General features: G+C 71.2%; 17 protein-coding genes and 1 pseudogene. 8 read left to right on the plus strand and 10 right to left on the minus strand.

The annotated features are described in order from the left end of the window. Positions 1-183: 183 nt before the first annotated feature. The 8 genes and pseudogenes from ACFYOB_RS40870 to ACFYOB_RS40905 form a co-directional block, all read right to left on the minus strand. Complete coding sequence (locus tag ACFYOB_RS40870; protein ID WP_388569957.1) at positions 184-384, minus strand: hypothetical protein; 201 nt, start codon at positions 382-384, stop codon at positions 184-186. A 3-nt stretch (positions 385-387) separates the two neighbouring features. Next, positions 388-903, minus strand: coding sequence for a hypothetical protein (locus ACFYOB_RS40875; RefSeq protein ID WP_388569960.1), 516 nt, complete (start codon positions 901-903; stop codon positions 388-390). 276 nt (positions 904-1,179) lie between these two features. Then, positions 1,180-3,513 carry a DUF2637 domain-containing protein gene (locus ACFYOB_RS40880; protein WP_388569962.1) on the minus strand — a complete coding sequence of 778 codons (2,334 nt, stop codon included), beginning with the start codon at positions 3,511-3,513 and terminating at the stop codon, positions 1,180-1,182. Positions 3,514-3,618: 105 nt separating this feature from the next. Beyond that, positions 3,619-4,038, minus strand: coding sequence for a hypothetical protein (locus tag ACFYOB_RS40885; RefSeq protein WP_388569965.1), 420 nt, complete (start codon positions 4,036-4,038; stop codon positions 3,619-3,621). A gap of 227 nt (positions 4,039-4,265) precedes the next feature. Then, positions 4,266-4,487, minus strand: a pseudogene (locus ACFYOB_RS40890) (DUF5999 family protein); the annotation flags it as partial. A gap of 262 nt (positions 4,488-4,749) precedes the next feature. Then, complete coding sequence (locus ACFYOB_RS40895; protein ID WP_388569968.1) at positions 4,750-5,019, minus strand: WhiB family transcriptional regulator; 270 nt, start codon at positions 5,017-5,019, stop codon at positions 4,750-4,752. Between the two features lie 5 nt (positions 5,020-5,024). Further along, on the minus strand, positions 5,025-5,150 hold the full coding sequence (locus ACFYOB_RS40900; RefSeq protein ID WP_388569970.1) for a hypothetical protein: 126 nt from the start codon (positions 5,148-5,150) through the stop codon (positions 5,025-5,027). Positions 5,151-5,255: 105 nt separating this feature from the next. After that, positions 5,256-5,825: a hypothetical protein gene (locus ACFYOB_RS40905; RefSeq protein ID WP_388569973.1), complete on the minus strand. Its 570-nt coding sequence runs from the start codon at positions 5,823-5,825 to the stop codon at positions 5,256-5,258. A 332-nt stretch (positions 5,826-6,157) separates the two neighbouring features. Here ACFYOB_RS40905 and ACFYOB_RS40910 point away from each other — a divergent pair, with 332 nt between their 5' ends. The 4 genes from ACFYOB_RS40910 (at position 6,158) to ACFYOB_RS40925 (ending at position 9,371) form a co-directional block, all read left to right on the plus strand. Beyond that, the gene (locus ACFYOB_RS40910; RefSeq protein WP_388569976.1) at positions 6,158-6,916 is read left to right on the plus strand and encodes a GntR family transcriptional regulator; all 759 of its coding nucleotides are present in this window, start codon (positions 6,158-6,160) and stop codon (positions 6,914-6,916) included. Next, positions 6,913-7,623, plus strand: a complete 711-nt coding sequence (locus tag ACFYOB_RS40915; RefSeq protein WP_388569979.1) for an AAA family ATPase — start codon at positions 6,913-6,915, stop codon at positions 7,621-7,623. Before ACFYOB_RS40910 ends, ACFYOB_RS40915 begins: the two co-directional genes overlap by 4 nt. Before the next feature lie 150 nt (positions 7,624-7,773). Further along, complete coding sequence (locus ACFYOB_RS40920; protein WP_388569981.1) at positions 7,774-8,811, plus strand: AAA family ATPase; 1,038 nt, start codon at positions 7,774-7,776, stop codon at positions 8,809-8,811. Continuing rightward, positions 8,808-9,371 carry a guanylate kinase gene (locus ACFYOB_RS40925; protein WP_388569983.1) on the plus strand — a complete coding sequence of 188 codons (564 nt, stop codon included), beginning with the start codon at positions 8,808-8,810 and terminating at the stop codon, positions 9,369-9,371. The genes ACFYOB_RS40920 and ACFYOB_RS40925 overlap by 4 nt, the downstream gene beginning before the upstream one ends. Positions 9,372-9,378: 7 nt before the next feature. Here the strand turns inward: ACFYOB_RS40925 and ACFYOB_RS40930 are convergent, their stop codons facing one another. Beyond that, entirely contained in the window at positions 9,379-10,218 is an 840-nt protein-coding gene (locus tag ACFYOB_RS40930; protein ID WP_388569986.1) for a DUF1932 domain-containing protein, read from the minus strand. Between the two features lie 4 nt (positions 10,219-10,222). Beyond that, the gene (locus ACFYOB_RS40935; protein ID WP_388569989.1) at positions 10,223-10,873 is read right to left on the minus strand and encodes an HAD family hydrolase; all 651 of its coding nucleotides are present in this window, start codon (positions 10,871-10,873) and stop codon (positions 10,223-10,225) included. 105 nt (positions 10,874-10,978) lie between these two features. On the opposite strand from ACFYOB_RS40935, the gene ACFYOB_RS40940 reads away from it, so the two are divergent. The 4 genes from ACFYOB_RS40940 (at position 10,979) to ACFYOB_RS40955 (ending at position 14,771) form a co-directional block, all read left to right on the plus strand. After that, complete coding sequence (locus tag ACFYOB_RS40940) at positions 10,979-11,284, plus strand: helix-turn-helix transcriptional regulator (protein ID WP_388569991.1); 306 nt, start codon at positions 10,979-10,981, stop codon at positions 11,282-11,284. 603 nt (positions 11,285-11,887) lie between these two features. After that, positions 11,888-12,127, plus strand: coding sequence for a hypothetical protein (locus ACFYOB_RS40945; protein WP_388569994.1), 240 nt, complete (start codon positions 11,888-11,890; stop codon positions 12,125-12,127). Then, on the plus strand, positions 12,124-13,941 hold the full coding sequence (locus tag ACFYOB_RS40950) for a hypothetical protein (RefSeq protein WP_388569996.1): 1,818 nt from the start codon (positions 12,124-12,126) through the stop codon (positions 13,939-13,941). Before ACFYOB_RS40945 ends, ACFYOB_RS40950 begins: the two co-directional genes overlap by 4 nt. Beyond that, a complete protein-coding gene (locus tag ACFYOB_RS40955) occupies positions 13,941-14,771 on the plus strand; it encodes a DciA family protein (protein ID WP_388569999.1) in 831 nt (276 codons plus the stop codon). Before ACFYOB_RS40950 ends, ACFYOB_RS40955 begins: the two co-directional genes overlap by 1 nt. Positions 14,772-14,872: the final 101 nt, after the last annotated feature.

Below are 14,872 nucleotides of genomic sequence, written 5' to 3' on the forward strand. Positions count from 1 at the left end.
GCCCGCCGGGGAAGCCGAGGACGGTCCCCCCGGCGTCGTCGTCGGCCATCGGCCGTCTCCATTCGATCAGTCACTCCGGGTCACGGATCCGGGGGGCCTCACGCGCGCGTGTAGGCGCGCATGTTGGGCTCCCCGGATTCACGGGGTGAGGCGGTGATGATGAGCTGTGATGAGCGCGGAGCGTTACGGCGAGGCGGGCCGGCCCTGCTGCTGCGTGGTCCAGCGCTGGAGCAGCAGGACCAGGTCGGCCCACGCCTTGTCGTCGGTGCCCGCCAGGAGGCGGGCAAGGTCCCACAGCGCGGTGGCCCGCGCCTTGTTCGTGGTGGTCTCCGCCAGGCGCTTGTTCCAGCGCGCCGTCTGACCCTTGGAAAGGTGCGGGGGCACTTATCAGGCCCTCTTTTCCAGGTAGTCCAGGAAGGTGTTCTGCCCGCCGTCCGTGCCGGTCTTCTGTACGACTCCCTTACCGTCGCCGCTCGGCTCGACCAGGGCGCTGGTGAGGCCGTTGAGGTGTTCGGCGGTGTTGACCGCCCGGGCGGTGGCCAGGCCCTGCTTCTGGGCCTTCTCCAGCTCCTTCTTCTCCGCCTTCTTCTCGCGCTTGGCGGGCAGTTCGACGTAGCGCCGCTGGAATTCGGCGTCGAGCTTTCCCGCGTGGTTTACCGCGTCCCGCAGGTCCTTTTCGAGCTGCGCCAGCGGACGGGAGGCGAGAAAGGCCCGGATCCGGGCCTCGAAGGGCTTGTCCCCGTCGAACTGAATGTTCTCCAGGTCGGCCCGGTACTCGCCGAGCAGGGCCCTGACCTCGTCGGCCATCTGCCGCAGCCGCTCGCGCTGCTGGGCGGCGTAGACGGCGGTGCCGCCGGGCTTCATCAGGTGATCCGAGGTCCACCGGTTGCTGTTCTCGGGCATGACTGAAGACCTCCAGGTCTCGGGGTGGGGAGGGGGGAAGGGTTCGTGGGTCCGTGTCCCCGAGGCGTGCGTGCGGGGCCGGGGTGGTGCTCGGTTCGGGCGGGCGGTCCGCGCCCCGCTCGGGGCGGGTGCGGACCGCGGGCCTGCCGGCCGTGGCCGTCACCGGTCCACGCTCACGCTCGGGAGAGCGTGGGCGCGGGCCGGGGGCGACCATGAGCGGCAGGGGAGGTGAGCGCCAGGTGGGCGCTCAGGCGGGGAGGTGAGCGCGGTGGGCGCTCAGGCGTTGACCGGGACGCTCGCCCCGGCGCTCACGCTCGCGCTCGCCGGGGCGCTCGGAGTGCCTTCTTCGACCTGCTCGCGCAGGCGCTGGGCGGTCGGGCGGGAGACCGGCTCGTCGGACAGACCGGCCTGGGTGAGCGCGTCGCGGATCTCCGTCCACTGCGGACGGCGCCCGAGCTCGGTGTAGAGGAGGCGGATCCGTTCGTGGCGGCGCTCGGTGAGCGCGCCCTGCTCGCTGCGCGTTCGAGCGCTCTCCGCTCGGTGAGCGTCGTCGTCCTCCACGGCGCGCTCACCCTCGTGAGCGCCCATGGTGAGCGCCGGGCGCTCACGCTCGCCTTCCCCATCGCCCGAGGTGAGCGCGCTCACCTCGGGGTGAGCGCCGCCCGGTTCCGGGTGAGCGTCGGCGCTCACGTCCACACGCTCGACGGTGTGAGCGTCCTCGGGGGTGAGCGTGTCGGCGAGCGCGGCGGGCGCCGAGCCGAGCTTGAGCGCCATCCTCTGCTCCAGCGGAGCCTTCCACCGCCACAGCAGACCGAACTCCTCGCGCAGCCGCGCTCGCAGCCAGGTCTCCTGCTGGAGGCGGGTGAGCGCCTCGTCGTAGGAGTGGATCTCCCACAGGATCATCCGGCGGCGAAGGCGAGCGGTGGGGATCGGGGCGAGCAGCCAGCGGCTGCGGCGCACCGTGTCCATGTGCACCTTGCCGGTGACCGCGCCGATCTTCGTGGCGTACACGTGGGAGGCGATCTCGGAGAACACCACCCAGAGCAGGGTGAGGGCGGCGTGGCCGATGCGGCCCGATGCGGAGTCCGAGGCGTTCCAGTTCAGGTACACGGTCACCGCCGTGAGCACCCGGGGCACCCAGCGGATCCAGCGCAGCTCCATCCCCATCCGGATCAGGATCAGGTTGGCGCCGGTGAACGCGGGGATCGCGACGTCGATGCCGACCGGGAGCAGCCACGGCCACTCCCAGCCCCACGCAGCGGCCTTGGCCTCCAGTGCGGTGTAGGAGGAGAGCAGGCCGAGGGTGGAGACGACCGCGGCCGCCAGGACGATCCCGACGACCAGGAGCAGCTCCTGCCCGGACAACGGCGGGACACCGCCGGCGGGCCGGGCCTCGTCGCGAATCCTGCGCCGGGTGGCGCGAGACTCCGCCCGGATCTCCCGGCGACGGGCCCGCCGCACGGTGCGCTGCGTGGCCGCCTCGAGGACCCGCTCGGCCTCGGCCAGGGCCTGTGCCGCAGCGGCCTGGTCCGCCGTCGCCTTGGCAGCGGCCTCCCGGGCCGTCGCCTGCTCCGACTCGGCCTGCTCACGCAGCCGAGTGACCTCCTTGTCCGTGGCGGTCCGCAGTTCCTCGGCCGAAGCGCGGGCGTCGTCCAGGGCGCGGTCGGCGTCGGCCCGAAGGCCGGCGGCCATCTTCTCGGCACCGGCCCGGACCTGCGCGGCCTGGTCGTCCGCGCTCGTGCGCGTCCGGTCCGCGTCGGCATGGGCGCGCTCCAGGAGCTCCTCGGCGTCCTTGGCCGCCCGCGTGCGCGTGTCGGCGGCGGTGCGGTCGGCCTCGGCGAGGAGCTCGGTGCGCTGGTCCTTCGCGTCGGCGAGGACCTGCGCCGCCTCCCGGCCGGCCTCCGTACGGACCCGCTCGCCCTCGGCAGCCGCCGAGGTGAGCGTGTCCTGCGCCTGGCGGCGCGCGTCGGCCAGGACCTCCTCGGCCTGCGCGGCCGCCGCCGTGGTGAGGGCCTCGGCTTCGCCGCGCGCGTCGGCGAGCAGCTGCTCGGCCGCCGCGTCGGCGGCGGTGCGGACCTGGTCGGCGTCGGCGGACGCAGTGGTCGAGGCCTCCTCGCGGGTCTGGTCGGCAGCCGCCGCTGCGGCGGCCAGGACCTCCTCGGCCTTCCCGCCGGCCTCGATGGTGAGGGCCTCGGCCTGCTCCCGGGCGGCGGTGAGCAGCTGCTCCGCCGTGGTCTCGGCGTTCCTGCGGGCCTGGTCGGCGGCCGTGGCGGCGTCGGCCAGGAGGCGGGACTGCTCGGTGGTGGCCTCCTCGGTGAGGGTGGCCGCCTCCGTGCGGGCGTCGTCGAGGAGTTCGGCGGCGCGGGCCTCGCCCGCGGCGACGATCCGGGCCGCGTCGATGGCGGCCTGGTCGCGGAGGTCGGCGGCGCGGTCGGCGGCGTCGGCCAGGACCGGGTCGGCCTCCTCGTGCACCAGCGGCACGGTGGACTCAGCGGCCGGGGCGGTGGCCTGGTCCGGGACGGCGGCCGCAGCCGTCTGCGGCCGGGCGGCGGGGGTGCGGGGCTGCCTCTTGGGCTGGGCCCGGCGGCGGGGGTTGGTCTTGGTGGCCACGGGGGGATGTCCTCTCGTACGTTCCGGCGCCTCCGTGAGGAAGGGCACCGCGGGGCAGCGTCGGTCGGTAGGGTCAGGACCAGGTCCTCCGAGGCCCCGGCAGCTCTAATGCCGAGGACTCGGAGGACCGTCTTGCTGCGGGGCTGGTGGGTCAGTCGCCAGCGGGCAGCTCCGGGCGGCGGTTGGCCGTCCGGTGCTGCTGGGTGAGCCAGGCCATCGCGGCCGCAGCCGCATGTACTCGCCCATCGCGTCGTTGATCAGGCCGCCCTGCACCGCCGTCATCTCGTCCGCCGCGCTCGCGGTGTTCAGCGGGGCGGTGTCGATGTCGCGCATCGCGTCGGCCGGCGGCAGGGTGTAGCGGATGCCGCCGGAGACGTAGGTGTTGACCCTGCTGACCCGGCAGACGAACGTGTGGTTCGCCTCGCCGCGCCAGAACCGCTCCGGGTCGCGGTAGAGCACGAAGTCGTCGCGCTGGAAGCTGACCGCCTTGCCATTGGTGGTCGCGGGCTCGGAGTAGGCGTGCATACGGGCTCCCTGGGTGAGTGGTCCGGACTGTCCGGCTCCCAGTCACCGCCCGCACCGGCCGCCGGAGTTCGGCGGGCTGATGCGGGCGGATCAGGCAGCCGTCAGGCCGACCACGCGGTGCTGTTGGCCAGGGACGCCGCCGCTTGGAACGCGGCCGCGCTGCTCTTCCCGCCGCGTGCCGTGCCGCCGATGAGCGGGTGGGTGTCCGCGAGGAGGGAGAGCGCGCTGTCCACGGCGCCGGTGGGCCGGTGCGGGGCGACGATCCGGCCGTCGGGGAGCAGCTCGCCGGTGTCGTCGAAGACCACCAAGGCGTTACAGAGGAGGCTCCAGCCCTGTTCCGGGTGGCCGGCCACGACCTTCGCGGCCTCGCGGTCCGGGCTGTCGGCCGTCGGGCACGTGGGGTTGTGCGTGCAGAGCGATTCCGGCAGCCGGGTGGTGCCGGCGGACATCGCGGTGTCGGTGCTGGTACGCATGGGCTCTCCTGCGGGATGCGGGCCCGAGACTCTCCCGGGCGGGAGGCGTGCGAAAGGCCGGCGGCCCGTCTGGCGGGCGACCGGCCTGGTCGAGCAGCACGGTGCGGGAGCGGAGTTGGGTTTCCGTCCCGCACCGCGGGTTGGCCGTGCAGGTCTCAGCCGTGCAGGCGTCGGCCGAGGTCGTGCTCCTGGTTCGTGCGGCGGAGGTTGTCCTCCAGGCGTTTCTGGTCGGCGTCGTTCATGCCGCCGCCCCGGTCTTCGCGTTCCGGGCCCGGTTGCGGGCGGCGCGGCGCTTCATCGCCCGCCGCTCGTCCTCGGACAGACCGCCCCAGACGCCCTCGTCCTGGCCGGACTCCAGCGCCCACTGGAGGCACTGCTCCATGACCGGGCAGCGGCGGCAGACGGCCTTGGCCTCCTCGATCTGCAGGAGCGCCGGGCCGGTGTTGCCGATGGGGAAGAACAGCTCCGGGTCTTCCTCGCGGCAGACCGCGTTGTGTCGCCAGTCCATGCCGGTCACCGCCCTTCGCGGACGCGGCGCAGGGCCTCGTCGATGATCGGGTCGGAGTCGCCGTCGTTCCGTGCGATGCTGTTGGGCATCAGGTCCTCCACGTAGGTCCTGGACAGCCCCGGGGGTCTCAAGTCGCCGGGGCTGTCGCCGTATTGGCTGTCGAACGAGCAGCCGCGGCCCCGGCCTTCCCGATGACTCGGGATGGCCGGGGCCGCGGTCGTTCGTGCGGGGGTTGGTTAGCTCGCCAGGCGTTGGACGGTCAGGTGGTCCGTCGGCACGCTCCGGGCTTCGGCCGGGGTGTCACCTGCAGGCACCACCCGACGGGCCTTGTCCGCGTCAGCCACGCGGGGCAGCACCGCCTTCCAGTCGGCCCTGCGGCCAGCGGCCGTGCGCTCCGCGCGGGCCTGCAGCGCCCGGTTGGTCTGTGGGCTGAAGGGCTTGGGCAGCACCGTGGTAGCGGTGCGGCTGGACGCCTCGGTGATGGCGTCGGTCAGGGCCTGGCGCCACTCGGGGATCGTGAGGTCCCAGTCGATGCGGCGGTTGCTGTCCCGGCAGTGAATCGCGTCTGCGACGTGGGCCTTGCCGGTGTGGTGCGGGACCAGCTTCTGCACGCGGCTGTTGATGCCGGTGATCGGCACCCACGTACCGCAGTCCTCGCAGACCAGGACGGCCTTGAGCGGGTCGCGGAGGTCGATGTGCGAGGGCGCAAGCTGGGAGAGCTTGAGAGCGGGGCGGGCGCTGACCCGCTTGGTGCGGGTGCGACGGGGACGTTCCTTGGCGGTGGGCATCGCGGCGGTCATGGCCATGGGGGATCTCCTCATGTGTGAAGGGGAAGGAGGGGGTGCGTCGCGGTGCTCTCTCCGCCCACCAGGCCGCGCGGTTGACCCCGGCGTCCTGACGGACGGACAGCGCATAGCGCTGCGACGTGCAGTAGGCAGTCGAGAAACCCGGGGGATTTGGTGTTGCCATCGACCCCGGCCCCCTCTTGCGAGGCGGACGACTCCCTACGGTCTTGCGGGTGTCACTTGGTGATCCCGGAGGACCACCGCGGCTTACATACATCAGGTTGCATCAGGTACCCTCAGGTGTCAAGCGGTATAGTGAGGCAACCAGACGAACCTGAAGGAGGCGAAGGCACATGACCGGGCCGCCCCGAGCCGATAACCGGCCGCCGTACGCGCGCATCGCGGGCCACTACCGCGACCTGATCAGCTCCGGGGACCTCGCGCCCGGCGATCTCCTGCCGAGCATCAAGACGCTGGCCACCGAGTGGAACGTCAGCACAGCTACCGCGGACCGTGCGATGAGGCTGCTGCGCGAGGAGAAACTCGTGCAGGGCATCCCGGGCGTGGGCACAGAGGTGATGGCCCGCCCCATCTCGCTGTCCTCCGGATCGGAACGGCACGACCGCAGCAGTAGGACCCAGTCCTCCTGGGGCGTCGGCGAGAAATCGTCCGGCCACACCGCTGGCATAGTCGAAGCTCCGGAGGACGTTGCGCACGTGATTGGCATTTCGCCTGGTGACGACGTGATTCGCCGCAGCCGTGTCTACCGGGACGATCACGGCATCGTCTCCCACTCCACGTCCTGGATCCCCGCCGAGTTCGCTCGGGTGCTACCGGAACTCGCGCGCAGCGCGCGACTCAAGGGCGGGCTGTCGCTCGACTTGATCGCTCGGGCCACCGGACGCCAGGTGACTAAGCGGATCGACGAGGAGTCGGCGCGGATCGCCACCGCGGACGACCTCGAGCTCCTGGAGCTGGAGGCCGGCACCACTGCGGCGATCCTGGTCCTCACCGCCCGCTTCATGGACGCCGATGGCGAGGTGCTGGAGTACGGCGTGGACCTGGGCGCCCCGGGCCGCACGCGCAGGACGACCTCGGAGGTCCTGCGGTGACCAGACGCAGCTCCAGGCTTCTGGACGACACCCTCGCCGAGTGCCTTGAACACCGGCTCGACGTGCTCCTGCACGCCCAGCGCACTGACACCCTGCCTCTGGAAGGACGATTCGAGATCCGACGCATCTCCGCAGCCCTGTCCGGCCGGCCGGGTCCCGCACCACGGGCGATCCTTCTGTCCGGTCTGCAGGGATCCGGCAAGACGACCCTCGCCCGTGCTCTGGAGCAGGCCGGGTTCCGGCGCCTCTGCCCGGACGAGGAGATGTTCCGCCGGTACGGCCACTACGGCAGGGATTTCCCCCGGGGCGAGTTCAAGGTCCGGGAGGCTCCTGTGCTTAAGGACATCGCTCTTGAGCTCCAGGAGCTGCTGGAGGCCGGACACGACGTCGTGGTCGACCACGGGTTCTGGACTCACGAAGAGCGGGCCCACTGGGCTGCGACGGTGATTGAGGCCGGCGGCGCGCCTGTCCTGATCTACCTGCCGGTGCCGCACGAGGTGCGCTGGGACCGGATCCGGCAGCGAAACGAGCAGTCGCTGGTCGACGCCAACGCGATCGAGTTCAGCGAGGAGGACCTGCTGCGCCACGCGGGCCGCTTCGTCCCGCCGACCGACGGAGAGCCGCACATCGTGTACGACGGTGTCCCAGAGCACGTCTTGGCGAAGCTCCGCCGTGCGCGTCCTTCCACGGATGGCGACCCTCATTGATTCCGACCTCCCACGAGCGGCTATTCACGTGGGCCATCCCACTCTCGACGGAGGAAACGGACCATCACAGCGCCGTGAGCAGCTTCATTCACGGGTTTTCAACATCTGCATACACACGGGATTTGAGGGCTGCGGCCTAGGCTCGCGGGCATGACAATGACGGAGGGGGACAGCGTGGGCAGGCACCGAGCAGGGTGGAGGCCCGACCGGCTCCGCGAGCAGCGGGAGGCGCACGGTCTCACCCTGGAGAAGGCCGGCGAACGCCTTCGCGAAGTGGCGGAGCGGGCGAAGTTGAAGGGCATCCCGGCCGCGAATCCTCAGACCTTGTGGCAGCACGAGCAGGGCGAGGTCTTCCCCGGTCCTCACTATCGGCGGGCCTACTGTCTCCTCTACCGGGCGACCGAGCCTGACTTGGGGTTCCGCACCGCCCTGCCTGGTGAGGAGTCCGCCTTCAAGCTAACGCCGCTGGACGACCGTCTCAACGGATCGCACGTTTTGGCTGTTGAGCGCGCGGTTCATCGCATCGCGCCGGGCTCGGATGAGGCCGACCATTTCGACTTGCAGCAGCGAATCATCGACGCGTGGAAGCGCCGTCACACGGGCGGTGACCCCCACCGTCCCGTGCTCATCCTGGTCGGCGGCTACGCCGGCAGCGGCAAAACGGAGCTCGCCCGCTTCTTCGTTCAGCTCACCGGCTGGCCGCTGCTCGACAAGGATCCGCTCACCCGTCCGCTCGTGGAGCGCCTCCTGATCGCCTTGGGCGGCGACGCGAACGACCGGCATACCGACCTCTACCGCAACAAAGTCCGACCGGTGGAGTACGACTGCCTGATGCAGTCGGCCATGGCCAACATCAAGTGCGGCATCTCCACGGTATTGACCGCCCCGTTCATTGCCGAGATGACCGACCCGGCCTGGATGCAGCGCCTGACCAATCGCGCGGGCTCGATGGGAGTCGACGTCTTCCCCGTGTGGGTCCGCTGCGATGAAGAGTCCATGCGCGAGTACATCGGATTCCGCTCAGCCGCCCGGGACGCGTGGAAGCTCCAGCGCTGGGACGAGTACATGGCAACGATCGACCTCGACCTGCGTCCGGCGGTTCCGCATCTGGTCGTCGACAACCGTCTGGGGACCGCGGTGACGCTTGCGGACCAGGCGCGCCAGGCGATGGGGGCGATGTACGCATGACCGTGAAGAGGGGTGTCGTCCTCTACGGTCCGCCGGCAGCGGGCAAGGACACCGTCACCACCGCGCTAGCCCAGCTGAGTCCGGCTTACGCGCAGTTCGCGCGGCTCAAGGTCGGCACGGGCAAGTCCGCCGGGTACCGGATGGGTACGGCCCAGCAGCTGCACGAGCTGGAGGCCGCGGGCGCCGTCGTCTACGCGAACAGCCGGTACGGCAACACCTACGTCATCGACACACCCGGTCTGGACGACGCATTCGCAGTCGGCGTGCCGGTGGTGCACCTCGGGCAGATCGACGGCATCCGGGCCCTGGTCGACGGCTATCCGGCGAGCTGGTCCGTGGTGCTGCTGTGGTGCCCTCGCGAGGCGACCGCAGCGCGATCCGCCGGTCGGGGAGACAGCGACACCACGGCGCGCCTGACGGCGTGGGATGCGACCCGCGAGGACTTGGACGCGCATCCGGAGACCGTCTGGGACCTGACGGTGGACACCACCGTGGCGTCGCCGCAGGAGGCGGCGCGGCTCATCGACCAGCTTCTGCAGGTGGGGACAACGACGGCATGAACGCGGGCTACGGCTGGGCGAGTCGGTCCAGGGCGTCGGTGAGCGTGAGCTCGCCATCGTCCTGGACGTCGTGCCACCGTGCCAGCGTGGATGCGGCCGCCCGCAGCATCTCCGGCGGGAGGCCGGCGGCCGCGAGCGCGTCGGCGGCTTCCTCCAGCTCTGGGCCCCAGCGCCATGCGCGAGCCGCAGTCTTGGCGATGTACTGCGGTTCGGAGAGGTACGAGTCGGTGCGCTTCGAGGCGACCTCGAGGAGCTCCTGGTCCACCCCGTGCTCGCGCGCCATCCCGACCGCGAGTGCCACCAGGACCCGCGACGTCTTCTGGAAGCTGGTGTACGCCAGCTTCAGCGCGGACGCCTTCCCGACCTCCGTGCCCAGCACCGCGGTCCGGACGGCGGTGCCCGCGAAGAGGGCCTCGATCCACTCGGTCACCGCGTTCGGACCGGACAGGTACAGGGTCGGTGTCTTGCCGCCGACCGGTGGGGAGCCGACGACCGCGGCGTCCACGACGGTGGCATCCGGTTCGAGTAGCGCGGTGATGCGATGCGCCCGCTCGGGGTTGATGGCGTTCGCCTCCACGTACACCCCGGCGAAGCCGTGCCGGGCGACGTCACGGCCGAGGTCCTCGGCGGCGGCTGGCGGGCAGAGGCTGATGATGATGTCGCTGCGGTCTAGCAGTTCGGCCAGTGTGCCCACGCGCGTCAAGCCGAACTGGGCCGCGCGCGCCGCTGACGCGGGGCTGCGCCCGGCCTCGCACCACAGGACCGCGGCCGCATTGGTCGCGGCGCAGGCCGCGACGGCGGCGCCCATGCTGCCGGGGTGGAGGATGCCGACGGTCGGTTGGTCCACGGTGCTACTCCGAGGTCTCGTTGAGCAGGATGGTGATCGCCTCGGTGACGTCGTCGACGACGTGGTGCGCGGCGGGAAGGTCTGCCGGCCAGGGACGGCCGCGCAGCCAGATGGTGCGCAGGCCGGCCTGGTGGCCGCCGCCGATGTCGCCGGCCGGGTTATCGCCGGTCATCCAGCCGCCGTTGGCGAGGTCGTGTCCGCAGCGGGAGGCGGCGACCTCAAAGAGCTCCCGGTCTGGCTTGCGGATCTCCAGATCGCCGGAGACCGCAACGCCGTCGACCAGGTTGGTGAGTCCGGTCGCAGCAAGCTTGGCGCGCTGGATGTCGCTGGCTCCGTTGGTGACGATGCCGATGGTCCAGGCGGCTGCGTGAAGTTGCGCCAAGCCCTCGAGGACGGCTGGCCGACAGGTAACGGCGGCCGCCATCAGGTCTACGTACTCCTGCCACAACTGCGCGGCGGTCACTGCCAGGCCGAAGGCATCTCGCAGGCGGGCAAAGTCGTTGGGGTTCGCGCGGTCGGCCAGTTCAGTGCGCAGGCGCTGCTCGATTGGGGCGTCGAAGTTGTGAGTGCGGCAGAGCGCGGTAACGGCGTCGCTAAGGGCGGTCTGCCGGTCAACGAGCGTGCCGTCCAAGTCGAAGAGGGCGAGTCGGGCCATGGAGAGGAACCGTACTGGGTGCGGGAACAGACGGGGATGACACCTCCCTCCCAGGGTCCTGTGGGTGTATCTTTCAGAGATCTGTCGATCATGAGAGGCTGCGCCATGCCCGACCCGGACCGCCTGAGGCAGGTCGATGCCCTGCTGGACGGCCTGGACGACGTCCTGCCGCCGCCCCGAGTGCGCGCCCAGCTCCGTCTTGCTGCTGACCTCACGCAGAAGGAGGTCGCGGACGTTGTGGGCGTGAAGCGTGTGGCGGTCGCGCGCTGGGAGTCGGGCGAGGCCCACCCTCGGCGCCCGCACCGCGAGGTCTACCTCCACCTGCTCAAGGGGCTCGCGGAGCGTTTTCCCGAAGCCGCGCAGCTGGATGAGGGCATGCCGACGCCGACCTCCGAAGGGGGATCGGGATGACCTAGCGGCCATCGGCCGCGCGCGCCAAGAAGCGGACTAACCACCCGCTGGCCGTCGCGCGGCCCGTCTACCGACTGCGGATTAACCACCCGCGTCGGCTGCTCAGATCCCGGTTCCAGCCGGTTCTGAGCTGCGGCTCACCGAGCCGCTCATATCTCACTCGGCCCCTAACCAGGGCCACTGCACCACCGGCCACTAACCACGGCCACCACAGCTGTAGCTAGCAGTTGCGTCACCCGCGGGCCCCCACCACAGGGGCTTCGCGGTTCAGCAGTACCCGGAGGGGAGGAGAAATCTCCCCCCGCCCGATCGGTGTCTGCCCCGCTTCTCGCGAAGGGGGGCTCACCCGTCACATCCACACACCCGGTCGTCCAGCCCCGAGGGGCGCGGTCGTCCAGCTATATGGAGAGCAGGTCGTTTCTCATAGTGCACGACGTGGTGTCCCCTTGTCAGCTTGACCTTGTCCGTTTCAGCCCGGTTTGGACTCGACGGACGTCCCTCGTGACGGGATCGTCATCCGGTTCATTCCTGTTTGCGTCGTTCGTACCGGAAGTTGGGTTTCCGGTAGGAAGCCATAAGAGCAGCGCTTTCGGGGCGGACCCGATGAGTCTGGTCGCGGCGTCTGCTGCCCCCCTCGCGCCTCCGCGCGCGGAGGTCATCGACATCTCCGTCAACGGCGGCGTCCTCAAGGGCGTCGTCCCGTGGGGCGGGACGCGTACCGAAGTTTCTGCCCGCCGGGCGGGAGGGAACAGGGCTCTCTCCACTTCCCGGACTCTGTCCACAGGGGTCCTGCGCAAGGCTGCCGAGATGATCTCCATCTCGTACCTCCAGGCGGGCCGGTGAGCGCCGTGGCGGCGCCGGCCGCCGTGATGATCCCGGCTCCGCGCTCGTCCTTGTCGTCCCCGGCCGCTGCTGCCGTCCCGGTGCGCCGGCAGCGGGTGAAGGTGCCCATGCGTCTGGTTTCGTCGCCGTTCTACGCAGATGTGGCGTTGTCGGTGTACGTGAAGGTGGCGGCGCTGGCGGCGCGCCCGGAGGGGTGTCAGGCGCGGTCGGCGACGATCGCCTCGTACCTGGGGCTGTCGGTGGCGTCGGCCGAGCGCGGGATGACGCAGTTGACCCGTCCTGGGCCGGACGGGGTCGTGGAGTTGTGGTCGAACCGTCGGACTCTGCCTGGTGGCAAGGGTGAGTCCGCTCTGCGAACGGTGCGGCCGATGACGCGGACGGAGAAGTTCGTGTGGCTGCCGGTGGCTGCCTCGGAGGACCTCACGCCGAGGCAATTGCGTGCGTTCGCAGTGATCGCGTTCGCGGAGCAGATGGGCATCGCGCTGACCGAGGGGGAGCTGGCGGGACACCTGCGCCACCACTCGGGAAAGAGGGCCGGCCATCCCATCACCGCGGCGGCGGCCGGAAAGGTCGTCGACGGCTTGGAGGCGGCGCGGTGGGTGACGGTTCAACGGCGCGCGGGCGCGCAGGGCCGTCACCGGTTCATCGCCCACGACATCGCCCCCACGGATGCTGTTCGGCTCGGTGAGCCGGTCGAGAACACCGTGCCGAAGGGAGGCCAGGAGTGCCCGCAGGAGCCCGTGGGCGGCGCTGCGGAGGGCTCGGGTAGTTCGCTGGTTGGTGAGGGATCGGGTCCGCTGGTTGGTGAGGGATCCCTCGCGTATAAGGAATCACCTAAGACTGACTCACCTGATGACGAGCGTGCACTCATCTCACCCGCCGTAGGCGAGGTACCGGTAGCCAAGGCGGCTAGGGCTGGGGAAAACCTGGCTGACGCGGAGGCGCGTTCGAAAACCGTGGGTGGTGTCGCGCTGCGCGCGGGTGAGATCAGCCAGCCCTCCTCGAAGCCGAACAGCGAAAAGCGCAGCAGCAAGGGCGGGGGGTCGTCCCGGTCGTCCCGGTCGTCGCGCACCGGACCGCAGCTGGCCATGAGCCCGGAGATCTATGCCGTGCTGGAGCCGGTCCACGTGCTGCTGGAGCAGGTCACCAGCAGTTTCGTTGCCCGGAAAATCGCCCGTGAGGTGGGCCGTCAGCTGCGCGAGGGCACGGCCCCGGGCCGTCTCCAGCACCGGCTGACAACGCGCCTGGCACCGGTGGCGCTCTCCGACATCCGTGACCCGGGCCGGTGGCTGCTCGGCGTGGCCCTGCCCCGCTGGGGCTGCGGCTACCAGGACTGCGAGGCCGGCATCATCTGGCGAACCGGCGCAGCCTGCGAGCTGTGCGCCGAGACCGTCCAGGACCGGCGCGCCGCCCGCCAGGTCGAGCAGCGCCTGGAGCAGGGCCTGTGCCCCCGGCACGGCACCCGCCCCGGCTCGTCCGGGCGTTGCCTCGACTGTGAGCTGGACGCCGCCATCCGGCGCCCGGCGCGTGTCCCGGCGCCTCGGGAGCCCGAAGGCCCGCAGCGCGCCTCATGCGGCGGCTGTGGCTGCGTGATCTTCCTGACCGGGCGGGCCGTCGACACCGGCCTGTGCAAGCTCTGCCGCGAGGAGGCCGACGCCCTGACCGTCGCCGCGCCTGCTGCGCCCGCTACGCCGCTGGTGCCGGGGACCTGTTCCGGCCGTGATGGTGAAGTGCCCTGCACCCGCAGGGCCCTGCCGACCCGCAGCGTCTGCCTCACCCACCGCTCCCAGGAACTTGCCGGGGAGGTGGCGTGATGAGCCAGAGTGCTGAGCTCAGCGGCGTGGACCTGGCCCGTGTCGCCCTACGGGCAGCGCGGGAGGCCGCCAAGAAGACCGGCGCCCGCACGACGAAGAGCAAGCCGCGGAGCACCCGGACCGTTCGGCGCGACGGCCGCGCCCCCATGGGCCTCGGGGAGGCCTTCACCGCGCTCATGGCCGAGCGCGGCTGGGATCTCCCGACGGCCGGCGCCGGGCTGTGCGAGCGGTGGACGGCCCTCGCCCCCGAACTCGCCGAACACGTCGCAGCGGTGGGCTACGACGCCGAGCGCGGGGAGCTGACGCTGCGCCCGGACTCCCCGACATGGGCGACGAGGGCCCGGCTGGAAACGTCGCGGATCATCACCGACGCCAACTGTTCCGCACGCACCGAAGCGGTCCGTACGGTCCGCGGGCTGTCACCCGGACCCCTGCCCGCACCCAGCACGGCCGCCGAGCCGGACCCGGGAAGGACTCCAATCCCGCAAGGCCCAGTGCGTACCCGTGAGACGGCAGCGGCCGGCTACCGCCGTGCACTCGAAGCCCACCAGCAAGCCCACACGCTGCGACAGCCGGACCCGGCCATCGCAGCTGCCGTCGAACGGCAGAACCGGGTCCTTCGGGAGGCAAGCCGTCGCGCGTTCCCGGAGCCGGAGGCGGCCCACGACGATCATTCGGCGCCGATCGACGTCGCCCGCGCCCAGCGGCGCCGCGACGCCGAAGCCGTACGCCTGCGAGCACTGCACCGGGCCCGAGCCGAAACCGCCGGACTCACCCAGCTGCCCGCCCAGGTACAGAAACCGACCTACTCACGGGATCAGACCGGCTGAGCCTCGGGGCCGGGCAAGGACGCCGACCCGCTGATCGTGCTGACCGACGCCGCGTGCGAGCGCTACGGCCTGCCGGCCCGCCTCACCGACGAAGAGCGCAT

The organism is Streptomyces sp. NPDC006463 (genome assembly GCF_042870715.1).
Classification (GTDB): domain Bacteria; phylum Actinomycetota; class Actinomycetes; order Streptomycetales; family Streptomycetaceae; genus Streptomyces.